The sequence below is a fragment of the Pseudogulbenkiania sp. MAI-1 genome (assembly GCF_000527175.1).
GTDB lineage: Bacteria > Pseudomonadota > Gammaproteobacteria > Burkholderiales > Chromobacteriaceae > Pseudogulbenkiania.
Map to the genome: position 1 here is coordinate 2696884 of NZ_AZUR01000001.1, position 23674 is coordinate 2720557.

Sequence of the window (23674 nt, forward strand, 5' to 3'; positions counted from 1 at the left end):
CCGGGTGAGGCTATCCGCCAGCACGCCCCTCCCCCTTAACCCGGATTTTGCATGTAAAAGGGGGCGTGAGTTACGGCACGGAGAATGCCATTATAATCAACGGCTCCATGCCGAACCGTCCTCTATACGATGCCCCCCAAAGACAAGGTCGCACCACAAGATTTCCACTTTCTTCAAGCCGCATTCGACCTGGCGGTCACTGCCACGGCCATTGTCGCGCTGGATGGCAGCTTGCTGAAGGCCAACGGGGCGTTCTGCGACCTGATCGGCGATAGGGAAGCCGAGCTGACCGGGAGAGCCTATGCCGATCTCATCCACCGCGATGACCACACGTCCTTCGTCGAGTCGCTTGGCCGGGCACAGCAGGGGGCCGCGACCAACTTCAGGCTTGAACATAGATACCTCGGCAGAAACGGCCGTGAAGTTTGGGGGCGGACCAGCCTGGCCCTGGCCCATGATGCAGAGGGCGCCCCAGCCTGCTTTATCTGCCAAGTCCTCGATGTCACCGAACGGCGCGACATGGAGGAGAGACTGCTACGCAAGCGGCAAAGGCTCACGGAAACCGAACGCCTGGCCCGGCTCGGTAACTGGGAACTGGATTTGGCGGATAAGCGTCTGCGGTGGTCGGACGAGGTCTCCCGTATTTTCGAGATACCCCCTGCCCGCTTCGACGCTTCCTGCGAAGACTTCCTCAACATAGTGCACCCGGACGACCGCGCCTTGGTGGAACAGGTTTACACCGATTCAGTAAAAAACCGAACGCCCTACACTGTTGCACACCGCCTGCTTTTTCCGGACGAACGCATCAAGCATGTGATCGCCTACGGCGAGACCCTGTACGACGCCTCAGGCCAGCCGTTCCGCTCCATCGGTACCGTACAGGACATCACCGAACGCCAGCAGGCTGAATCCGCCATGCGCGAGAGTGAGCAGCGCTACCGGGAGATATTCGAGAATGTCTCGGACGCACTGTACCTGCTGGAAGTCTGCCCGGATGGCCGTTTCCGCAACCTTGCGATCAACCCCGCATTCGAAAGATCGGTGGGGATGTCTCAAGACGAACTGATCGGCAACTACGTCGATGAAACCGTTCCGGCAGAAACGGCCGCCGCCGTCATCGCCAAATATCGTCGCTGCGTGGAGGCCGCCACGGCCACCGAAGAAGAAGTCGACCTGGACCTGCCGAGCGGGCGCCGCTCCTACCACTCGACGCTGATTCCAGTTAGAGACACGGCCAGTGGCCGCATCCATCGCATCGTCGGCATCGCCCGCGACATCACCGAGCGCAAAAGGCTGGAGAGCGTGTTGCGCGCGAAGGATGGCTACCAGCGCGCCTTGCTGGACAATTTCCCGTTCATGGTGTGGCTCAAGGACACGGAAAGCCGTTTCCTCGCTGTCAACCAGCCGTTTGCCGAGGCCGCCGGCCAGCCGTCCAGCGATATATTCTTCGGCAAAACCGACCTGGATTTCTGGCCCCGTGACCTGGCAGAGTCTTATCGCGCCGATGATCGCGAGGTGCTGCGCCTGAAGCAGAGAAAAATCGTCGAGGAATTGATCGCAGACCAGGGCGTGCGCAAATACTTCGAAACCTATAAGGCACCGGTGGAAGTCGACGGCGAGCTGCTGGGCACGGTGGGGTTCGCCCGCGACATCACCACACGCAAACAGATGGAGGAACAGTTGCACGCCAGCGAGCAGCAGTTCCGTAACCTGGCGGAAAACTCGCCAAACTTCATCGTCCGCTACGACCTGGATTGCCGCCGCACCTACGCCAATCCTGCCTTTGAAAGGGAAATTGGATTCCCTACGGGGCAGGCCTTGGGCACACCACTCGAGACACACTGGCTGAGCACCACGCCGGTGGAGGAATACAAGGCGAAGCTGCGTCAGGTCATGGAAACCGGGATGTCCCTCGAAATGCTCAGCGAATGGCGACGCCCGGATGGCAGTCTCATCAGCCATGCCGTCAACATGGCCCCCGAGTACGGCCCGGATGGGCAGGTGGTGGGAGTGCTGTCGATCGGCCACAATATCACCGCCCTCAAGAATGCCGAGCGACGCCTGCGGGAGTCCCACGGTCTGCTGCGCGGACTGGCGTCCCGCCTCGAGAGGGGACGAGAAGAAGAGCGCAAGCGCATCGCCCGGGAGATCCATGACGAACTGGGTCAGCATCTCACCGCCCTGCGCATGGGCATTTCCATGTTGCGCTTCCAGTTCGGCCAGGATAACCCGCTCCTGGCCGAACGAGTGAACGACATGATGAGCCTGGCGGACAAGACCATCCAGGTGGTCCGGGACGTGGCCTCCTCCCTGCGCCCCGCCGCGCTGGACATGGGGCTTTCCGCCGCGCTGGACTGGCTGGTGACCGAATTCTTTCGTCATACCAATATCGACTACCAACTGAACGTGCCAGAAGAAAAGATCTACCTTGACGACGACCGCGCCACAGCGGTATTTCGCGTCATCCAGGAGTCCCTCACCAACGTCGTCCGCCACGCCGAAGCAAGCCGGGTTGATATTGTGCTAGAGTCCCGCAGCAATGAATATCGGGTAGAGATTCGCGATAACGGCAAAGGCTTCGACCCCACACTCACAGGCAAGGCCTCTTTCGGGCTGGTTGGCATGCGCGAGCGGGGGCTCATGCTGGGTGGCGAGGTCAACATAGCCAGTGCGCCGGGCCAAGGAACGGTCATACGGATATGCATACCTATTCATGACCCCATGGAGGAACAATGATCCACCTGCTACTTGCCGACGACCACACCATCATGCGCGAGGGGCTCAAGCAACTCTTCGGTCTGGTAGCTGACATCAAAGTTGTCGGAGAGGCCACCAACGGCAGGGAGGTCATCGACCGCCTGCGTCAAGGCGACATGGACCTGCTGCTGTTGGACATATCCATGCCCGGTACCAGCGGAGAGGACCTCATCGCCCGCATCCGCGCCCACCATCCCGCGCTGCCCATCCTGGTGCTGTCCATGCACAACGAACCGCAGATTGCCCGGCGGGCACTGCAGGCCGGGGCCTCCGGTTACCTTACCAAGGATCGGGATCCGGAAACCCTCATCGCCGCCATCCGCCGAGTCGCCGCAGGTGGGCGCTTCATCGATCCCCTGCTCGCAGAGCAGATGGCCTTCGAGTCCTCCGGTGTCATCGAACGGCCGACACATCACCATCTCACCCCCCGCGAATTCCAGGTTCTGCGCCTGCTTTCCCAAGGCGTCAGCGTCAACGACATCGCCGCCCACCTAACCATTTCCAACAAAACCGTGAGCACCCACAAGGCCCGTCTGATGGAAAAAATGGGCTTTACCTCCAATGCCGAGCTGGTCCGCTACGCCATCACCCACCAACTCATAGGCTGACCAGTTGGGCACGGTGGTCAATCGTAGGGATATCCCTACCCAATCACATTCATTTCCTACCCGAGAATCAGCGTCGCCTTATGGTGGCTGGCATCGTGAGGATGTCAAACTGAATATCCTCCTCTTTGCTTATATGATTTTTTGCGCAAAACGCTATGATCATGATTTTTCTGCCATGGTGATCCGCGTCCAGCGGGCGGAGCCAAACGCCGTTTAGGCAGGCAGAAACCAGTGAAAATCATGGCATTTTGGAAAAAAACAGTCGATTTTCGCAATTTGAAATTCACCAAAAGTCAATATTGCGGCGATTTGTCGTTACATTAGGGGTATTTTTGGCTTTGATTCGGCGAGATTTCCGATTGAAGAGATCGGCAAGCACAAAACCAAGAATCGCGCAGGCTCATTTTAAATCTCTTACTATTGGGCAGCGATCCGGGTTCAGCATCCAGCATCTCGCCAATGAGGGCTGTGTGACAGAACGCCTCGATGGCGCCTGGCGTGCCGCCATACCATAAGGCTCTCTCCATGTTCCGTGCGCCTCGCGACCCACTGCCAACCAGGATTAAGAATCTTCTTGCCAGGCTACACATTCGCCTGCTGATTCTGGTTCTCATCTCGATGGCGCCGGCTTTTGTCATCATCAGCTATACCGCTTGGGAGCAGCGAAATGAGGCGCGTCACGCTTCAGAGCAGCAGTTCTTGAAAGTCGTCCGGGATTTTGCCGCCAAGCAACGCGTTCTGATGGATAACTCCCATCTGTTCCTGGAGAATCTGGCCCGCGAGCCTTTACTGCGGGATGCCGTTCGGTGGGGGGGATGCGGGGAGATATTGGCCAACTTGCGGCAACCGACTCCCTTCCATTACTCGGATCTGTTCGTGGCTGGACGGGACGGCCACATCCTATGCAGCATCAACCCCGTCACATCCACCATCAACGTAGCCGACCGCACTTATTTTCGCCGCGCCTTGGCCAAACGCGATTTCGCGGTAGGTGATTTCCAGATCAGCCGCATTACCGGCAAGAGCACGGTTTTCTTGGCGCACCCCCTCATGGGGAGGGGCGGCGAAGTAGAAGGGGTCGTCGCGGCGGGCATCGACCTTGACTGGCTGCATGACATGCTCAACGGTGCAAGCTTTCCGCAAGGGACAGTGCTGAGCCTGGTCGACAGCCAAGGGACCATTATCGCGCGCAGCCCGGACCACAATGGACTTGTGGGCAAAAAAATAGCCGAAATTGCCCTTTTCCAAAAGCTGCTAGCGAGTGCCGGGCAAGGAACCATGGAAGCCCTCTGGCGGGACGGTGTGCTCCGCATTACCCACGTGGCCCCCTTGTACAACGTGCCTGGCGGAGGGGTTTATCTTCGGATTGGCATCCCCAGCGAGGTAGTCTTCAACCGCATTGATTATGGCTTCAAACGCAACATCGGCACGTTGATTTTCGCCGCGTGCATGGTGCTGATACTGGGGTGGGTGATGAGCGATCGCCTGCTGCTGCGGCGCCTGAGCGATCTCACTGCAACAGCACGGCGTCTTGGCGCCGGAGACCTGGAGGCACGCCCCCGGATTCCACCCGACGGAGGCGAACTGGGTGAACTGGCAAAGGCGTTCGAAGACATGGCGCTGGGCCTGCAAGAACACCAGCGGCACATCGAATACCTGGCCACGAGAGACGGCCTGACCGGCCTGCCGAACCGCTATCTGCTGATGGAGCGGACTACCCAGGCCATCCCGCTGGCTGCCAATGCCGGGCATTGCCTGGCCTTGGCCGTCATCGACATAGACCGCTTCAAATTCATTAACGACAGCCTGGGCGCACCTTTTGGCGATGCTTTGCTGCGCGCCATCGCCGAGCGCCTGCAAGCCTCAGTGACACAGCAGAACACGGTAGCACGCCTCGGGGCCGACGAGTTCGCCATGCTCTTGACCGATCTGCCTGAGGCCAATAGTGCCGCGGCGGCGGCTCACCTGGGCGAAGCGTTTGATCACCCTTTTACCGTTAATGGTCAAGAAATTCATGTCACCAGCAGCATCGGCATCGCGCTGTTTCCGAGGGATGGCGAAGCGGCCGAGTGGCTGTTGACCCATGCCCAATCAGCCATGCGCCAGGTTAAGCAACTGGGGGGAAATGGCTCGCAAACCTATACCTCCCAGAGGAATGCCGAAGCCAGCGAGCGTCTGAAACTGGAGCAGGCATTGCGTCTGGCGCTGCAGCGAGATGAGTTTCAGCTTCACTATCAGCCCAAGGTGGATTTGCATACCGGGCAGATCAGCGGCATGGAAGCCCTGCTGCGTTGGCAAAATAATGAGCTGGGCATGGTCTCTCCCGCCCATTTCATCCCGCTGGCAGAAGAAACCGGGCTGATCATCCCAATCGGCGAATGGGTAATGCGTACCGCGTGCCGGCAGCGTAAGGCGTGGCAAGACGCGGGCCTGACGCCACCGGCCGTGGCCGTGAATGTTTCCCCGCGGCAGTTCTGGCATGGTGACTTGTCGGCCATGGTGGCCCGGGTTTTAAGAGAAACCGGCTGTGATCCCGATGGACTGGAGCTGGAGATCACCGAAAGCGTTGTCATCCGCAATATGGACGATACGGTTGCCGCGCTCACCGCATTGGGCGAACTGGGTATTGCCGTGTCCATGGATGACTTCGGTGCCGGCTATTCCTCTCTCGCCTATCTGCGGCGCCTGCCGCTGGACAAGTTGAAAATCGACCGCGGCTTTGTGAGCGACCTGGAGCACGACCCGGACGCGGCGGTGCTGATCAGGGAAATCATCGTCATTGCCCATGCACTGGGGTTAACCGTCATTACCGAGGGGGTCGAGAAGGCCGCCGAACTAGACATACTGATCAAAAGTGGGTGCGACGAAGTACAGGGCTATTACTTCAGCAAACCGCTGCCAGCCGAACAGTTTCAACATTTGCTTTCCGAGCGGGTATTTCCAGGCTTCCAGTTGCACCCCTTCACGGCCCGCCTTGAACAGGACGAAAGCTCCCCCCTGAATCAATAATGATTTAGTCATTAATCCTTGCACTGAGCACCCTCCCCTCCTTGCGGCCTTGAGCCGGGCGCCACAGACGCCCTGATGGAGAAAAATGGGCTTCACCCCACATGTGGAGTGGGTCCGCTGCGCCAGTATTCGCCATCACTCGAGCTGAGTGGCTGGGGCAGCGGAGGTCGTAGGGATAGCCCTACAAGGCCATCATCCATTCCCTACCTGAAAATCAGCGCCGCCCGATGGCGGTCGGTGCCGTGCTGCTGCCAAACTGCTTATCGCATAAAACAACAAAAATAGTATTTCCATGACATGGAACAAGATTCTCATAGCATGGTGACATGCTCTCAATGGCTGAAGTCCCATGCAAGTGGCCGGGCAGCATCACCCGCTCCCGCCCGGCCTTCGCCGAGGTCAGTGGCTTCGACGAGGCCGAGCTGATCGGCCTGCCGCACAACATCGTGCGCCCCCACTCCCTGATCTCCGCCAGCAGGCGGGCCAGGCCAACCGGACAAACCGGCCATACCCGAGATGACGCCAATTCACCGGCGATGTCAACGGTATAACGTGGCTTTGCCTATTCGGGACGCTTTAATAAATACGAACAACATGAGCTTTTAATAAGGGACCATGAACCATGACAATCGCAAATAGATTGGCGCTCCTGATTGCCTCTGCCGTGCTGGGGCTGCTGCTGGTCGCCGGCTTGGGTGCCTACCAGCTCGAAAAGGTCTATACCGCCGCCAGCGTCAACACCGTGAACGGCATGCCCAGCCTGCTGAACCTGGGGGACGCCCAAGGCACCCTGTCATACATGCGCTTGCTGGTCTGGCGGCATATTACCCAGCCCGATCAGGCCAAAAAGACGGAAATAGAAGGCCAATTGAAAGCCAGCCATGCCAAACTGGTGGAGGTGTTGAACCGGTACGAGCAGAACAACGTCTCCGACGATAAAGACCGTGCCCTGCTGGCCGCCGATCGGGCCGCCTTGAGCGAATACGATGCACTGGTAGAGAAGCTTGTTGCCCTGTCCCGTGCCAACCGTTTCGAGGAGGCACGCGACCAGCAGATCGCCAATGCGGCCATCGCCGAGAACGCGTTTGCCGCCCTGGAGGCCCATCGCCAATATAACAATGAATTGGGACAGCATGCCGACAAGGCGGCCCAGTCCACCAAGTCGATGGCCCTCACCCTGGCGTTTGGCATCGCCTTGGCTACCCTGCTGGTGGTGTGTACTCTTGGCCTGATCACCTACCGTCAGATCAGCCGCAGCCTGCACAATGCCCAGCAGACCATTGCGGCGATCGGTTCCTCCCTCGACTTTACCCTGCGCGCCGATATCAGCGGGCGTGATGAAATCAGCCAAACCCTCAACGCCTTCAATCACCTCATCGACCGTTTGCAGTCCAGCCTGCGCACCTTGCAAGAGGGGGCGGGAGAAGTCTCGCAGACCTCTGCCGAGCTGTTGGGGGCCTCGCAACAGGTGGCGCAAAGCTCCAGTGTCCAGAGTGAATCGTCGTCGCACATGGCCGCATCCGTAGAACAGATGACGGTCAGCATCAATCATGTGGCCGAGCGCGCCGGCGAGGCGAGCCAATTGTCCAGCACGGCCGGTAGCAACGCGCAGAATGGCCAGCAAGTGATCGGCCAGACCGTCGGTGACATCCATGCCATAGCATCGGCCGTAGAGGCCGCGGCCCATGACATTCAGGAACTCGAGGGCCGCAGCAAAGAGATAGCGACCGTGGTCAGCGTTATTCGCGACGTGGCCGAGCAGACCAATTTGCTGGCACTCAACGCCGCCATTGAAGCCGCCAGGGCTGGCGATACGGGCCGGGGTTTTGCCGTGGTGGCGGACGAAGTGCGCAAACTGGCCGAAAGAACGGCCTCGTCCACCCAGGAAATCAGCGACATCATCCACTCCATCCAGCTCGCATCAGGAAACGCCGTGGAACGCATGCAAAACGCGGTGCAACGGGTCGAGCAAGGCGTCGCCGGGGCCAGTTCCGCGCAGCAGTCGATGACCACCATCTATGACTCGTCCAGCCAGAGCGTGCAGTTGGTCAGCGAAATCTCCGATGCCATTCGCGAGCAGGGAGAGGCGACCAACAGCATTGCCATTCAGGTTGAAAAGGTCGCTCACATGGCTGAGGAAAACAGCAGTGCCGCCAGCCAGGCGGCCGCCATGGCCGAAAGACTGGAGGAGATATCGCGCAATATGCATGAGGTGGTGAGCGCCTATCGGCTGTAATAAAGGCGCCCTTTGGGGCCTTATGCAGAATTATTTTGGCCTGAAAGTTCCAGCATGAAGCCCTCCTCCCCCCTATCCCAACGGGAAAACCCGCTTGCTGCCGGCAAACCTGTGGGCGGCGCGGCGAATGGGAAATATCTGCGCAGCGAAAACCCCGGCTTGGTGACCACCCTTTTTCAGATTCCCTCGACATCGATGCCGTGTTCGGCCAGCCAATCCTTGCGCTGCGCGTAGTCGGGCATCGCCCGCTCCACCCGCAGCCAAAAGGCCGGGGTGTGATGCGGCTCGTGCAAGTGGGCGATCTCGTGCACCACCACGTACTCGGCGATGCGCGCCGGCAGCAGGATGGTTTTCCAGTGGAAATAGAGCCAATCCCCCTTGCCGCACGAGCCCCAGCGGTAGCCCAGGTCCTGGACCTTCACGCCGGCGGGCGCCACTTCCATGCGTGACTGATACTCGGCGACCCGGGCCGACAGCCACACCCGTGCCCGCTCGCTGTACCAGCGGATGAAGTGCTCGCGCGCGGCAGGCAAGGCGTCCCGGCGCAGACAGAAGCGGCCCGCTGCCAGCTTCAGCGGCACATCCTGCTCATCGACCAGCTTGAGCCGATGGCTGCGCCCGAGGTAAAGGAAGCCCTCGCCACCCACGAATTCCTTGCGGGCTACCCGCCGCTGCAGCCGGTCCTTCTCCGCCAGCTTGGTGTAGATCCAGAAGCGCTTCTCCCGCACGAACGCTTGCAGCCGGGCGATATCCACCCCCGGCGGGGCGCTGAGGATCAGTTCGCCGTCGCGTTCCACCGTGATCTGCATGGTTCTGCGGTGGGCGCTGCGGCGGACGATGAATTGAAGGTCATCCACCTGCAAATGACCGTCCTCCCGTTCGGAGGGGACGTCAGCACGGTCTGGGTCGCGCTTCAGCGGTATCGGCATCTCGTCACACTTGCACCAGCTTGTCGTGGTTGGCGCGGGCCAGTTCCATCAGCTTGTCGGCCAGCACGCCGGCCTTGTCGACGTCCACCAAGGGCGGGCGCAGGCGCCTCAGGTGCTCGAACAGCTGCGTGTTCAGGTCATCCTGCGCCGCACGCTTGCTCGGCGTCCAGATGTTGCGGTTGTTCTGCAGTTCCTGCACCAGCAGGTCCACCAGTTCCACCGTCACGTCCTTCAGACGGAGCAGCTCGGCATCCGACGGCGTCGCACCGTCACACACCACATCCAGCACCGTACGCAGGAACGGCGCGCAATGCACCGGCAGATCGGCGGGGGCGTCAGCGGCCTCCACTTTGCCCGTACGCAGTTCGTCGATGATCTTCTGCAGTTGGGCGATGACCTCGTTCCACTGCTCGCCCAAGGTCTTGAGGATGTCGTTCAGCCGCTCGGAGAGCTTGCGGTACAGCACCGGGTCTTGATCGACGTGCTGACGAATGTGCGAGCGGATGGCGTGCTCCATTTCCGACGCCTTGGCGCGGTCGTTAGCCGCTCGGGCAACGTGGGCATCGAACTGGGCATCGGTCAGCTGGATCGGCGGAATCTTAGGGTCGATGCCCAGCGAGATCACATGGTCGTCGATCAGCTTGCGCACCTTGGCACCCACGTCCTTGCCGAGGACCGGCGTGTCCTTGTAGCGGTTGCGGGCGCGGGCATGGATATAGGCGAGCCGCTTGGCGTCGGCGGCGTAGGGCAGCCCCTCCGGGCGAGGCAGCACGGTATCCAGCGACGCCAGGAAAGCTTTGAGCTTGACGGCGAATTCGGCGCGCAGCTTCTCGCTGCCCAACGCCTCGATGCAGGCTTCGGTGTCGTCCAGCGATTCGATGCCCTGCTTGCGGAACAGGTCCGCCACGCGCAGATGCCGGTCGCGCAGCACCGGCACCTCGTCCTTGAGGCTGGCCAACGCGCCTTCCACGTCCTCGTCGGCGTAGGCGGCCAGCGCTTCCTTCAGATGCCGGGCCACACCGTAATAGTCCACCACGATGCCGCAACGCTTGCCGAAGCCGGTACGGTTGACGCGGGCGATGGCCTGCAGCAATTCTGCCTCGCGGATGGGGCGGTCCAGGTACATCACGCCTTCGATGGGAGCATCGAAGCCGGTCAGCAGCATGGACTTCACCACCAGGAAGGCGAGCGGATCGGCCTTGTCGGGTCGGGCATCGAACAACGGCTTCTTGAAGCGCTTGATCAGTTGCTCCTGCGCTGCGCCGTCGGTCCACGGTTTCCACGCCGGGTCATCGTTGTTGCTGCTGGAGATGATCGGCGCGAATTCGATGCAAGCCAGGGTGTCGCGGTAACGCCAGGCCTGAACCACCGCCTGCACTTTCGGATGGCGCTGGCACAGCGCCTCGTCGTCCAGTGCCTTGTCTTCCGGCGACAGTGCCTGCGCCTCGGCCAGCAATTCGTCGCGGGCCTTCTTGAGCGCATCGAAATAGCGTATCGCCGACAACCGGCTATAGGCCACCACCTGCGCCTTGTAGCCGTTGGGGAGGATGTTGGTGACGTAGTGGCGGAGGATGTCGCGCGCCTTGTCGGCGATCAGCGCCGGCGCGTCGAAGATATGGCCCTTGGTGGCGTACTTCTTCTTGATGGCCTCCAGTTCCTCGGGCGAGTACTGGCGGAACAGGTCCTCGAACAGCTCGTCGAGGCTGGCGCCGTCCTTGACGGCGCCGTTGGCGGTGCGCCCCTCGTAGAGCACCGGCACCGTGGCACCGTCGGCCTCGGCTTCCTTGATGGTGTAGCGGTCGATGAACTCGCCGAAAATCTCGTGGGTGCGCTTCTTCTCGCCCATGATGATCGGCGTGCCGGTGAAGCCGATCCTCGCACAATTGGGCAGGCCCGCCAGCAGGTTGGCGTGCAGGTCCCCCGCCTGGGTGCGGTGCGCCTCGTCCACCAGCACGAGGATGGTCTCGTCCTCGTTCAGCACCTCGAAGGGCTCGTCCACCTTGTAGGCGGCCAGGGGTTCTGCCGTCTTCGGTAGATCGTCCGCCGTCAGCGGGGCCTCGCCTTCGGTATCGGCATTACGGTACTTCTGGATGGTGGCGAAGACCAGCCCCGGCCCCTTGCGGCGGGCTAGAGCCTTGATGCCCTGTGTGCTCTCGGCCACTTCCACCATCTCGCCGGTGAGCGTGGCGGTGACGGAAAGCTGGCTTTGCAGGTCCTTGCGGTCGGTGACGACGATGACCTTGAAGCGGCGCAGTTGGACATCGGCGCGCATCTTGCGCACCAGGAACACCATCGTTAGCGATTTGCCCGAGCCCTGGGTGTGCCAGATGATGCCGCCGCGCTGGTCCACCTCGCCGTGCTGCAAGCGGGTCTGGCCGGTCTTGAGCCGGGCGATAGCGCGGTTGACGGCACGGTACTGCTGGTAGCGGCATACCGTCTTGACGGTCTGCCCGCCCGCCTGCATGAAGAGCAAGAAGTTTTTCACCACGTCGAGCAGATGCGAAGGCCGCAGCAGGCCGGCAATCAGGCGCTCCTGTTCCGACAGGCTGGCCTTGCCGAGCGCCTGCGCCACCTCGATCTCGCTGCCGGCACCGTCGGGACCGACCACCGTCTTCCACTGCGCGTAGTGTTCGAAAGCCGAGCCGATGCAGCCCACGCGAGCCTCGTCGAAACTGCTGGCTACCAGCAGCTGGGTGGTGGCGAACAGCGCCTCGTTGCCCTCGTTGTCATCGACCTCGAAGGCGGCCTTGCGCTGATTGCTGTAGCGGCGCAACTGGTCCACCGCCTCGGCCAGCGGCTCGGGGATGGACGGGCTCTTGCACTCCACCACCACCAGCGGCACGCCGTTCACCAGCAGCACCAGGTCGGGCACGATGAAGGCCTTGGCCGAGTTGAAGCCCGGCGGGCAATCGACGCGGTACTGGTTGACGACGGTGAAGCGGTTATTGGACGGAGTGTCCCAGTCGATATAGCGAATGGTCTGGCCGCGACCTCCGTCCCAGCCCGGCAGGCCCTCCACCGTCAGGCCCTTGATCAACAATTCGGTGGCCTTCTGGTTCGCCTCCATCAGCTTGGGCGTACCCAGCCGCGTGATGGCGGCCACGGCCTCGGACAGACGGGCATCGTCCAGCCAGGGCGCACCGTCCGGGCCGGGGTTCAGCGCACGCAGTTGCTCGCGCAGCACGCGCTCCTGAATCACCTCGGCGAAGCTCGTGCGGCCGGTGACGGCCGGATCGTCGAGGCTGCCTTCGACATGGTCCCAGCCCAGCGTCTGCAATTGGGCGACGAAGGGCTTTTCGACGTCTTCGAGTTCCCAGCCCACTAATCTTGCCCCTCGACGAGCACAAGCCTGTCTACGCTCTCGTTGCCCTGAGCAGACGTCTCTTCTCTCATTCGGGCCATCGCAAAAAGCTCGGCTAACAAATCAAGCTTCTGTGTGATTTCCGGAGACAGCCCTTCTGCCGGAGCAAACTGCACCAAGCGGTGCAGTTCGCCCTTGGTCAACAACATCGGGCCACTTAGCTTGTTTGCCAGTCGCCGGAAGAACTCTTCCGCCACGCTGCTGAGTTTCCGCCTTTCGGTTTTTGCCTCCCACACCAGCCTGGCTGCCTCCGGGGGAAATCCACGCCAAGCATCGTAGTCTCCCGCAATGCCATCGAAGACACGCTCGGTAAGCACTTCAGCCAACGCCTCGTCGATGGCCGTTTCAGCCGCATCGCTGAATAGATCGTTGCTCGGGTACTGGCTCAAGGCATAAGTGCGCAAGAGATCGGGAGTAATGAAATAGTTCTCCGCCTCGTAGCGTCGCCAGTAACGAATCGTCAACGCGCCCTCTTTGCGGTCCTCCCGGTTCTGCCCATCATTGTCGAGGATCGCCAAGCCCTTCAGGTCGGGAAGCAGGTTGCGCAGTCCGTTGAAATGCTCGCGCGGCGTCACGCCAAAACCACCCTCGACCCGTTCCAGTTCGGCCTCGGCATCCTGCTGCGGATAATTGTTCTGCACATAGAACGTGTTGATGCGCTCGTCCCAGATGGATGCCGTCGGGTGCCCCAGGCGTTCGGCAAGCGCGCGCAGCATGTCGACATCGGTGCCGCCCTCCACGTACAGCACATAGCCGCGTTCGCGTGCCTTCACATAGTGTTCAGCGCCGAAATGCTTGAGGCTGTTGCGAATATCCTGTTTCTTGGCCAGATCGTCAGCACGGCCTTCCAGCAGCAAGGTTAGGTTGTTGTCCAGCGCCTCGTCGAGAATGACTTCCGAATGAGTGACCATCACCACTTGAGAGCCATTCTCGCTGGCGATGTCCCGCAGGAGCACGTACACCTGCTTTTGGCGCAGGATTTCCAGGTGCGCGTCCGGCTCGTCCACCAGCAGCACGCTGCGCTTATGAGAATACAGGTAGGCGAAAACCAATAGCATCTGCAGAAAACCGCGCCCGGCCGACGACACGTCGAGGGCTTCTTTCACCCCCGGTTGGCGGTAGCTCAGTGAAATACTGCCTCGAACGGTTTCCTCAGGCCTATCCAGCGCCACATTGAACAAGCGCCGCATGAGGGTGACGATCCGCTTCCAGTCTTCAGTTGAGGATTTCACGACAGACAGGCACAGGTTGCGCAACACATCCGCCGTGCGGCCTTGGCCGAGCAACACGTCGACGCGACCGGGTTGCAGGATGGGCTCTTCGGTATCCAGCCCCGACATGGGGTAGAGCAATTCCACCTTCAGGCTTGCAGCATGGGCGATCAACTCCATGTCGGCAATCACCGAGGCATCCGGAGAGCAATAAACGAGTTCATCCCCCTGGTTGCGAAAGCGCATGGGCAGCGGCCGAACCTTGCCCTGGAACTCCACACCCACGGTGATAACCAGCGGAATGTCCTTGTTGCCCTTGCGCACCTGGGTGTTGTGCCAGAAGAATCGCGTGCGCTGCACCGGCACAGCGACAATGTTCAAGCGGTTGAGTGACGTCGCCGTACGCTCTTTGGCGGACGATTCCCGGCGTGCCTCATACCATGTTTGCACGGCCTGCGACCACAGAGCCAGCGCCTGAATGGCGCTGGTCTTACCGCAGTTGTTGGGTCCGATCAAAACAGCGGGATGGTCCAGTTCGATGCGCTGCCGCTCACCGAAGCGTTTGAAGTTTTCGATTTCGAGGTAATGCAACAGGCGCATGATCAGGCGCTCCCTTCGGTTTCGTGATGTTCTTCTGGTGCCAGCAGCGGCGTGACGCGGCCGGTGAGGAGGTCGAACCAAGCAGCGTACTGCTGTTCCGGGGTTCGGTAGCCAAGGGAAGAATGGCGGCGTTTTCGATTGTAAAACACCTCAATGTATTTTAAAGAGGTCTTGTTTGGCTTCCGCCCGCGTGCCATAGTTTTCGTGGAAGACGCGTTCGTTCTTTAAACTGTTGAAGAAGCTTTCCATCGGCGTGTCCCAGCAGTTCCCTTTCCAGCTCATAGACACCTGCATGCCGCAGCCACAGCGTTGGGCCACCACAGCATTTCCAGTCGGCAAAGCCACTGGTACTGACGGACAGCACACGACCCAGCGCCTGCAACTTGGCGACGAAGGGCTTTTCGACGTCTTCGAGTTCCCAGCCCATCAGTTTTCCTCCGCTGGCGGGGCGTCCGGCAATGCGCCCAGCTCCCGTTCGATCTGCTCGATGCTGGGCAGGCCGGTCTGCAACTCGGTGGGCTGTTCCCCCACGGCAGTTGTCCAACAGCCTGTTGGACAATTTCACCCTCCGGCCACACCTCGGCAAAGGCGCGCATGTGCATCAGGTTGGCGCGGGAAAAGCCCTTCATCTCCGGGAAGGCACTGCGCAGGTCGTGCGCGAGGCGCTCGATTACCTTGGCGCCCCAGCCCTCGCGCGCCTGCCGCTCCAGAATGTCGCAGCCGATCTGCCAGTACAGCAAGACCATCTCGCGATTGACGGCCAGGGCCGCCCGCTGCTGGGCGCTGTGGATGCGGGTTTTCAGCTCGGCGAGCCAATCGGCGTAGCCGGCGGGTGGTGGGGTGAGCGAGACAGAACGCGCGGTCATGATGCAGCCTCCTCCAAGAGCGGCGTGACGCGGACGCGGCCGGTGAGGAGGTCGTCCATCAGTCCCGCTTTGCTCCCATTCAGCTTTGCCAAGCTACGCTCTTCAGCATTTAGCCGATTAGCAGCGGTTTGATATCGCTCCGCAATGAGCTCTTGCTCTGGTAATGGCGGAATGGGTATCTCGAGGGAGCGAATGTCTCCAACGCGCACATGACCGACGGTTGATCCACCTGCCTTGTCAATCAAGATACGTTGGACAGGCTGAGAAATAAGTGCGACCAGCATGAAGGTATTCCGAAGCTGTGCAGGGTTAGGCTGATACATCATCATGCGCTGCCCCAAACACGCATCCTGCATGTTGGCAGGAACTAAACAAACCTCTCCGACAGGCGCTTCTCGTGTGATCAGCACATCTCCAGGGCGAGGCCGTCCACGCTGCGTCCAAATTCTGTAGGAGGCCTTGTCTGTGAACGCAAGTCCTTCGTATACAAATCTTCCGTCTCGGACGTTCGAGGTACGCACGACAGGATGACCGCTCTCCGTGATTGGCGGCGTGCGGTTTTTGCAGTCAATTACGGCATCACACACACTTTCTGCCTGAGCAACCTCCCATTCTTTCGGAATCCACCCCAGCGGCGACTGCTTGTAGAGATGCGGCGCCTCGGGCTGGGGCGGGCGCAGCTCGCCATTGGCGTCGATGCCGCGCGTCAGCAGATCGTGCAGCAGGCCCTGCTTGACGGCCTTGAGCTTGGCGATGATCGCCTCGGTTTCGTGGATAGCGGTGTCGAGGGTGTCAAGAATCTTGGCGATTGTTTCTTGTTCACCATAGGGAGGTAGGAAGATTTGGAACCGCCTGACATCAGCGTCATTTACCGCCGGATAACTTGAACCAACCGCATCTCTCTCTGCTTGAGCGCCGACCGCGCCGCTCATTAGCGAATGAAAAAGATACACGGGATGACTGATGCCATCCTTTGCCCGGATGACGGAGAAACCAGTGGATGCAACTAGCGGCCCATAGTCCCTAACATTGATGAGCCCATGCGATTTGAGATTAGGACGCACGGTGCCAAACAATACGTCTAACGGCTGGACGACACGACGAGCGCGGCTAGGGGCTGTGCCGTACGTCGTTTCATCTACAGCCCCCCAATTAATGAAGCCATTCTCTACAGAGCTGAGGTCGATGTACCGGAAACGAAACTTCCCCGGCGTCGTCGCCGGGAGTGTTTCCGGATTAGTGTCCGCGACTTCGCTAATGGGATGAAGGATTACGCTCGCTTCATACATACTGCAGCCCCCTCAAAAACCCCTGCAACGCCTTCGCCGCCGCATCGCGCTTGTCCTCGATCTCGGTCAGCGTCACACGGTACTTGTCCCACCAGTTTGCAAAAGCGGCGACGATGTCCTTGCGCTGGGCGGCGATGTAACGCTCCACGATGGCCTTCATGTCGTTGTGCAGGATGGTCAACAGCAGTTCGGCGGCGGCCTCGGGAGTGAGGCCATCCACCTCGCGGTTGAGGTGGTGGGTAAAGCTGTCCATCTTGGCCTTGAGTTGCTTCCGCACCGTCGCCAGTTCCTTCTTCCAGGCCTTGAGCTGCTCTTCGCTGACCGCGTTGTCGTCATCGGCGTCCTCGGCGGCGGCGTCCTCCTCATCTTCCGTGCCCTTGGGGCTGGCCGCCTTGATCTGGCTGTCCAGTTCCGCCTTTTTCGCTTCCAGCTCGTTGATGGCCTCGACGAAATCGCCCATCAGGAATTTGACCAGCTTGTGCTCCAGCGGGCTTTCCTTACTGGCCTTGCCTTGGCTTTTTTGATCTTCAAGGGCGGTGACGATGCTGGTGCGCCAAGCGTCGATCACGCCCTTGGCGCCACGCGCCATCAGGGTGAGGAAGTCGTACTTGGTCTGGTTCCAGAAGCCGGCGATGATGCCGCGCACCTGGAAGGGATCGAGCATGCCGATGGCTTCGAGCGATTCGCTGAAGCTCTCCAGCAGATCGTTGCGCAAGGCGACGAGGCTGGCCGCGTTGTCCATCTGCCCGGAAAGCAGGGTGATGCGCGGGCTGTGCTGTTGCCACCATTGTTCGAAGGCCGCGCGGATAGCGGCCTCCTTGGCTTGCAGGCCGGCATTGCCTTCGATGGCGGGCTTGAGGTCCTGGCGTTTGGCGAGGTCGGGCTTGAAGTCGAGGTACTTGGCATCGCGCTCGTCGAAGAGGTCGAGCGGGTTCAGGCCGTGGGCCGCGAACAGTGCGGCCTTGGCCTTCACCTCGGCCTTGGGCACGCCGCCCACCAGATGGGCGCGCACGTCGTGCGGCTCGGGCGGCGGGGCGTTGTCGGCATAGCGGCGGATGTTGAGGTTGTAGTCGTTCTGTTTCAGCGTGGCGTTGTCGACGATGGCCGAGAAGCCGGGCACGGCCTTGAACTCGTCGAAGGTGGTGACGATCTTCTCGATATGCTCGGGCAGCAGGTGGTTCTGCGCCCGGCCTTCGAAGAATTCGCGGTCGGCGTTGATGAACAGCACCCTGCCCTGGCGCTCGGCCGGCTTGCCGCTGACACGGTTGGCGCCGTTCTGCACCCGCTGGCGCAATACCAGGATGCAGGCCGGGATGCCGGTGCCGTAGAACAGGTTGGGCGCGACACCGATCACGGCCTCGAGCAAATCTTCGTCGATGATGCCAGCGCGGATGGTTCTCTCCTCGCCGCCGCGGAACAGCACGCCGTGCGGCATGACGGTGGCCACCATGCCACCGTCGCGGGTGACGTAGAGCATGTGCTGCAGGAACATCAGGTCGGCCTTCTTCGCCCCCAGCGGCACCTGCCCGTACTTGAAGCGTTCCGGGAACTTCGGCGCCCAGGCGGGTGTGCCGTCGGCGTTCTTCTCGGTATTGCCCCAGTTGATCGAAAACGGCGGATTGGTAAGCACGCGGTCGAAGTGCATCAGTTCGCCGCCTTCCCTATGCTGCGGCTCGGCCAGGGTGTCCTCGTTCTTGATCGTGTCGTGGTTGCTGATGCCGTGCAGCAGCATGTTCATCTTGGCGATGGACCAGACCGTGCCGTTGAACTCCTGGCCGAACAAGTTGGCCTTGCGGCCGTCCTCGCCGTGCTCGTCGATGTATTCCTTGGCGGCGATCAGCATGCCGCCCGAGCCGCAGCAGGGGTCGTAGATGTCGTGCCGGAGTTCGGGCTTCACCAGCCGCACCATCATCCGCACCACCGAACGCGGGGTGTAAAACTCGCCACCCTTCTTGCCAGCGGAGTCGGCGAATTCGCCGATCAGGTATTCGTAAGCGGCGCCGAGCAGGTCGGGAAATTCGAAATCCTCGTTGCACAGGCGGTGCTGGTTGAAGTGGCTGATGAGCTGGCGCAGCTTGATGTCGGGGATCTTGCTCTGCCCCACCTTGCGGGTGAAATCGATATGTTCCAGCACGTCGTGCAGGCTGGTGTTCTCCGTCTCGATGCCGGTGAGCGCCTTGTTCAGGTAATCGCCGACGTTCTGGTGCGCCTCATTGACCAGGTAGTTGTAGCGCGAGTGCCGCGGCACCCAGAACAAGCCATCCTTCTTGTACCAGCGCGGGTTTTCCGCGTTGACTTGGGCCTGGACGTGGCTGTGACCGGCCTCCATCTCGAGTTGGACGATCTCCTCGCGGCGTTGCTCGAACACGTCCGAGCAGCGCTTGAGGAACAGCATCCCGAAGATGTATTCCTTGAACTCGGAGGCATCCATCTTGCCGCGCAGGATGTCGGCGGCTTTGAACAGGTGGCGCTCCAGTTGGGGGAGGGTCAGAGGCATCTATTAGGTTTCCGGATTCGTCATTGCTCGCCTTTCCGGTCCAGCCGTTCCTGGAGGCTGGCATCGACAGTGAGAGGCGGATAAGGTGACAGGAACGCAGGCACAGACATACGGCAGGCTTCACCTGCCGCGATCGAGGGTTCGTAGTGGCCGGTGGCGCTGCATTCCATGTTTGGGTTTTCTGTAGTCAGGAGCCTGCTTTATGGCATGAAGAAGCAACGGCCATTTGATTGAAAGCAGGATGGTGGACCGAAGGAGGATCGAACTCCCGACCTCCGCATTGCGAACGCGGCGCTCTCCCAGCTGAGCTATCGGCCCCTTGAATTGTCATGAAACTGTGCAGTCTGGCCATCCGGGAAGATGGCCGGTCATGACAACGGATGTGCCGCTATTATGTGATTTCTCGTTTTAATCGGCAAGAGGGAGACGTCTTCCCTCTTCCGCGAGCCGGCATGGCTTGACCAGGCAACGGCCCATCCTGCGCCAACAAGGCGGGATGGGCCGTAGAATTATCACTTGGCGGCTTCGCCGACGTAGATTTCCACGCGGCGGTTCTTCGCGCGGCCGGCTGCCGTGCCGTTGTCGGCGACGGGTTCGGCCGAGCCGCGGCCGTCGATGCTGATGCGGCTCGTCGCCACGCCGTGCGAGACGAGATAGCTGCGCGTGGAGCTGGCTCGGTTGACCGAGAGCGGGCCGTTGATGGCGTCCGTCCCGGTATTGTCGGTGTGGCCGATGATTCTGACCGTGGTCACCGGGTTCTGATTCAGGGTCGTGGCGAAACGATCCAGGATGGGCCGCATGTTGGGCTTGATGTCATAGCGGCCGGTGTCGAAGGAAAAATCGCTCGGGATGTCGAGCTTGAGCTGGTTGTCGGCGGTCTTGCTCACGCCCACACCGGTCCCCTTGGTGGCCTGCTCCATCGCCGCTTTCTGTTCCTGCATGTGCTTCGACCACAGATAGCCCCCGCCCGCTCCCAGGGCGGCGCCGATGGCCGCGCCGGTCGCGGCGCTTCTGCCTTGGTGGCCGCCGGCGGTCGCTCCGCCGATCACCGCCCCGGCCACCGCGCCGATCGCCGCGCCGGTGCCGGTATCGCGTTGGGTTTCAGTCATGTTGGCGCAGCCGGATAGGCCGCTGACACCGATTGCGATGGCCGTGAGGGTAACAATGATTGTTTTCATGCGATGACCTCCATCGATCTGGCAGAGTGTTCAGTATAGGAACTGCCCGCTTTGCGGTATTGGCTGCGATATTGGCTCGTCCTGGCGGGACGTACTGGCCGCCTCTCCACATTTGTCATGATAGTACGGCCCGCCAGGCCTGCCCCCTGGCATGCAGGGGGCCGCAAGAGCTAGGCCTTGAGGCGGTAGCCGGTTTTGAAGATCCACGCCACGATCGCCATGAACAGTACGAGGAACCCGGTCGTCATGGCCAGGCTGAGGCCCACGCTGACGTCGGCGACGCCGTAGAAGCTCCAGCGAAAGCCGCTGATCAGATACACCACCGGGTTGAACAAGGCGACCGTTTGCCAGAACGGCGGCAGGATATCGATGGAATAGAAACTGCCGCCCAGGAACGTCAGCGGCGTGATGATCAAAAGCGGGATGACTTGCAGCTTTTCGAAGCCGTCGGCCCAGACCCCGATGATGAAGCCGAACAGACTGAACGTCACCGAGGTCAGCACCAGGAACAGGGCCATCCACAGCGGGTGGGCGACCTGGAGCGGCACGAACAGCCCCGCCGTCGCCAGGATGATCAGGCCGAGGATGATGGACTTGGTGGCCGCCGCCCCGACGTAGCTCACCACGATCTCCAGATAGGACACCGGCGCCGACAGCAGCTCGTAGATCGTCCCGGTAAAGCGGGGGAAGTAGATGCCGAACGAGGCGTTGGAGATGCTTTGCGTCAGCAGCGACAGCATGATCAGCCCCGGCACGAGGAAAGCGCCGTAGCTGACGCCATGGCTGTCCGGGATGCGCGAGCCGATGGCCGCGCCGAACACGACGAAATAGAGCGAGGTCGAAATGACGGGGGAGATGATGCTCTGCATCAGCGTGCGCCAGGTGCGGGCCATCTCGAAGCGGTAAATGGCGCGGACTGCGTACAGGTTCATTTTCTTTCCCTCACCAGGCTGACGAAGATGTCTTCGAGCGAGCTTTGCGTGGTCTGCAGATCCTTGAAGCGGATGCCTGCCGTGTTCAAATCCTGCAGCAGCGCGAGGATGCCGGAGCGCTCGCCCTGGGCGTCGTAGGTATAGACCAGCTCGCTGCTGCCGTTGGCCAGATCCAGCTCGTAGGCGCCGAGTTCGGGGGGAATGCGCTCGAGCGGGGCTTCCAGTTGCAGGGTCAATTGTTTCTTGCCGAGCTTGCGCATCAGTTCGGCCTTGTCGTCCACCAGGATGATCTCGCCCTTGCTGATCACGCCGATCCGGTCGGCCATCTCCTCGGCTTCGTCGATGTAGTGCGTGGTCAGGATGATGGTCACGCCCCGCTCTTGCAGTGAGCGCACCAGTTGCCACATGTCCCGCCTCAGCTCGACGTCGACGCCCGCCGTCGGTTCGTCGAGAAACAGGATGGTGGGTTCGTGCGACAGGGCCTTGGCGATGAGCAGGCGGCGCTTCATGCCGCCCGACAGGGTCATGATCCGGTTGTCTTTCTTGTCCCATAGCGACAGGGCCTTGAGCACCTGTTCGATATGGGCAGGGTTTTTCGGCTTGCCGAACAAGCCGCGGCTGAACGACACCGTGGCCCACACGGATTCGAAGGCATCGGTGGTCAGTTCCTGTGGAACGAGGCCGATCATCGATCGGGCCGCGCGGTAATCCCTCACGATGTCGTGGCCGTCGACCAGGATGCTCCCCTCGGTCGGCTTGACGATGCCGCAGATCGTGCTGATCAGCGTGGTTTTCCCTGCCCCGTTCGGGCCTAGCAAGGCGAAGATTTCTCCGCGACGAATGTCCAGGTTGACATGCTTCAAGGCCTGGAAGCCGGAATCGTAGGTCTTGGAGAGATTCGAGATGGTGATGATGGGTTGCATGGATACGACGATAGCAGATGACGGGCTTTCGTTGGCAGCCGGGCGGCGAGCCAGTCTGTTTTTCTGCATGCCAGGAGCCGTTTGGTGGATAATGATCGGACGTGGGTCTGTTGCTTCGGATACCCGCTAGCGGGTCGCCCACGGCCCCGGCTTTTTGGAGCAGTCGTCAACACTGTTGCTGCCATGAAGGAAGCTCTTTACCCCGGCCGTTATTGGCATTTCCTGGATGATGGCCGCATCCAGTGCGACCTGTGCCCGCGCCACTGCCGCCTGCACGCGGAGCAGCGCGGCGCCTGCTTCGTGCGCCAGCGGGTGGGTGACCAGATGATCCTGACCGCCTACGGCCGCTCGTCGGGGTTCTGCATCGATCCGATCGAGAAAAAGCCCCTCAATCACTTCTACCCCGGTTCCAGCGTCCTGTCTTTCGGCACCGCCGGCTGCAACCTGGCCTGCAAATTCTGCCAGAACTGGGACATCAGCAAATCCCACGAGATGGAGACGCTCGCCGCCGCGGCGGGGCCCGAAGCCATCGCCAGGGCGGCCGCGGACTACGGCTGCAAAAGCGTGGCCTTCACCTACAACGACCCGGTGATCTTCGCCGAATACGCCATGGACGTGGCAGATGCCTGCCACGAGCGCGGCATCAAGACGGTGGCGGTGACCGCCGGCTATATGGGAGCGGAGGCACGGCGCGACTTCTACGCCAAGATGGACGCCGCGAACGTCGACCTGAAGGGCTTCACCGACCAATTCTATTTCGCCCTCACCGGTGCGCGCTTGCAGCCGGTGCTGGAGACGCTCAGCTATCTGAAGCACGAGACCGCGGTCTGGCTCGAGATCACGACGCTGCTGATTCCCGGCAAGAACGACAGCGATGAGGAAATCAGCGCCGAGGCACGATGGATCGCGCAGGAGCTGGGGCGCGACGTGCCGCTGCATTTCACGGCCTTCCATCCCGATTACAAGATGACCGATGTGCCGCCGACGCCGCCCGCCACGCTGAGCCGGGCACGCGCGATCGCCTTGTCGGAAGGGCTGCAATACGTCTATACCGGCAACGTCCATGATGCCGAAGGCGCCACCACTTACTGTCCTTCATGCCACGCCCCGCTCATCGTGCGCGATTGGCATGAGATCGAGCGCTACCGGCTGAACCGGGGCGGAGCATGCCCCGAGTGTCTCGCGCCGATTGCAGGACGGTTCGAGCAGTTCGACCGCCAGTTCGGGCGCCGACGGATTCCCATTCGCATAGGGCATTAGCCTTTACTTGATACATGG

General features: G+C 61.0%; 14 protein-coding genes, 1 tRNA gene and 2 pseudogenes. 6 read left to right on the forward strand and 11 right to left on the reverse strand.

All coding sequences use genetic code 11. The features are described 5' to 3' along the window. Nucleotides 1–129 precede the first annotated feature (129 nt). From PSEMAI1_RS20925 to PSEMAI1_RS0112565, 5 genes are all read left to right on the forward strand, one after another. Entirely contained in the window at nt 130–2736 is a 2607-nt protein-coding gene (locus PSEMAI1_RS20925) for a PAS domain S-box protein (RefSeq protein ID WP_024303207.1), read from the forward strand. Further along, nucleotides 2733–3365, forward strand: a complete 633-nt coding sequence (locus tag PSEMAI1_RS0112550) for a response regulator transcription factor (RefSeq protein ID WP_024303208.1) — start codon at nt 2733–2735, stop codon at nt 3363–3365. The genes PSEMAI1_RS20925 and PSEMAI1_RS0112550 overlap by 4 nt, the downstream gene beginning before the upstream one ends. 525 nt (nt 3366–3890) lie before the next feature. After that, nucleotides 3891–6374 (forward strand): EAL domain-containing protein, encoded by a 2484-nt coding sequence (locus tag PSEMAI1_RS20930; protein WP_051460219.1) that lies wholly within the window; start codon nt 3891–3893, stop codon nt 6372–6374. Nucleotides 6375–6709: 335 nt separating this feature from the next. Further along, complete coding sequence (locus PSEMAI1_RS0112560; RefSeq protein WP_024303210.1) at nt 6710–6925, forward strand: hypothetical protein; 216 nt, start codon at nt 6710–6712, stop codon at nt 6923–6925. Between the two features lie 71 nt (nt 6926–6996). Continuing rightward, nucleotides 6997–8610 (forward strand): methyl-accepting chemotaxis protein, encoded by a 1614-nt coding sequence (locus PSEMAI1_RS0112565; protein ID WP_024303211.1) that lies wholly within the window; start codon nt 6997–6999, stop codon nt 8608–8610. A gap of 176 nt (nt 8611–8786) precedes the next feature. Here the strand turns inward: PSEMAI1_RS0112565 and PSEMAI1_RS0112570 are convergent, their stop codons facing one another. The 11 genes and pseudogenes from PSEMAI1_RS0112570 to PSEMAI1_RS0112625 all read right to left on the reverse strand — a co-directional run bounded on the left by PSEMAI1_RS0112570 (nt 8787) and on the right by PSEMAI1_RS0112625 (nt 22396). Next, the gene (locus tag PSEMAI1_RS0112570) at nt 8787–9539 is read right to left on the reverse strand and encodes a M48 family metallopeptidase (RefSeq protein WP_084612691.1); all 753 of its coding nucleotides are present in this window, start codon (nt 9537–9539) and stop codon (nt 8787–8789) included. Nucleotides 9540–9543: 4 nt separating this feature from the next. Further along, the gene (locus tag PSEMAI1_RS0112575) at nt 9544–12861 is read right to left on the reverse strand and encodes a type I restriction endonuclease subunit R (RefSeq protein ID WP_024303213.1); all 3318 of its coding nucleotides are present in this window, start codon (nt 12859–12861) and stop codon (nt 9544–9546) included. Beyond that, nucleotides 12861–14711, reverse strand: a complete 1851-nt coding sequence (locus PSEMAI1_RS0112580; protein ID WP_024303214.1) for an ATP-dependent endonuclease — start codon at nt 14709–14711, stop codon at nt 12861–12863. The genes PSEMAI1_RS0112575 and PSEMAI1_RS0112580 overlap by 1 nt, the downstream gene beginning before the upstream one ends. A gap of 2 nt (nt 14712–14713) precedes the next feature. Beyond that, nucleotides 14714–15008 (reverse strand): annotated as a pseudogene (locus PSEMAI1_RS21365) (IS3 family transposase); the annotation flags it as partial. A 284-nt stretch (nt 15009–15292) separates the two neighbouring features. Beyond that, nucleotides 15293–15577, reverse strand: a pseudogene (locus PSEMAI1_RS22520) (DUF1016 N-terminal domain-containing protein); the annotation flags it as partial. Next, nucleotides 15574–16866, reverse strand: a complete 1293-nt coding sequence (locus tag PSEMAI1_RS21375) for a restriction endonuclease subunit S (RefSeq protein ID WP_024303216.1) — start codon at nt 16864–16866, stop codon at nt 15574–15576. The gene PSEMAI1_RS21375 and the pseudogene PSEMAI1_RS22520, both read right to left, overlap by 4 nt. Beyond that, on the reverse strand, nt 16859–19363 hold the full coding sequence (locus PSEMAI1_RS0112605; RefSeq protein WP_024303217.1) for a class I SAM-dependent DNA methyltransferase: 2505 nt from the start codon (nt 19361–19363) through the stop codon (nt 16859–16861). Before PSEMAI1_RS0112605 ends, PSEMAI1_RS21375 begins: the two co-directional genes overlap by 8 nt. A 242-nt stretch (nt 19364–19605) precedes the next feature. Continuing rightward, nucleotides 19606–19681, reverse strand: a tRNA-Ala gene (locus tag PSEMAI1_RS0112610). Between the two features lie 194 nt (nt 19682–19875). Then, on the reverse strand, nt 19876–20541 hold the full coding sequence (locus PSEMAI1_RS0112615) for an OmpA family protein (RefSeq protein ID WP_024303218.1): 666 nt from the start codon (nt 20539–20541) through the stop codon (nt 19876–19878). A 170-nt stretch (nt 20542–20711) separates the two neighbouring features. Next, nucleotides 20712–21473 carry an ABC transporter permease gene (locus tag PSEMAI1_RS0112620; RefSeq protein WP_024303219.1) on the reverse strand — a complete coding sequence of 254 codons (762 nt, stop codon included), beginning with the start codon at nt 21471–21473 and terminating at the stop codon, nt 20712–20714. After that, nucleotides 21470–22396: an ABC transporter ATP-binding protein gene (locus PSEMAI1_RS0112625; protein ID WP_024303220.1), complete on the reverse strand. Its 927-nt coding sequence runs from the start codon at nt 22394–22396 to the stop codon at nt 21470–21472. The genes PSEMAI1_RS0112620 and PSEMAI1_RS0112625 overlap by 4 nt, the downstream gene beginning before the upstream one ends. 183 nt (nt 22397–22579) lie before the next feature. Between PSEMAI1_RS0112625 and amrS the strand changes: the two genes are divergently transcribed. Continuing rightward, nucleotides 22580–23656 carry an AmmeMemoRadiSam system radical SAM enzyme gene (amrS, locus tag PSEMAI1_RS0112630; RefSeq protein WP_024303221.1) on the forward strand — a complete coding sequence of 359 codons (1077 nt, stop codon included), beginning with the start codon at nt 22580–22582 and terminating at the stop codon, nt 23654–23656. The last annotated feature ends 18 nt before the right edge of the window (nt 23657–23674 follow it).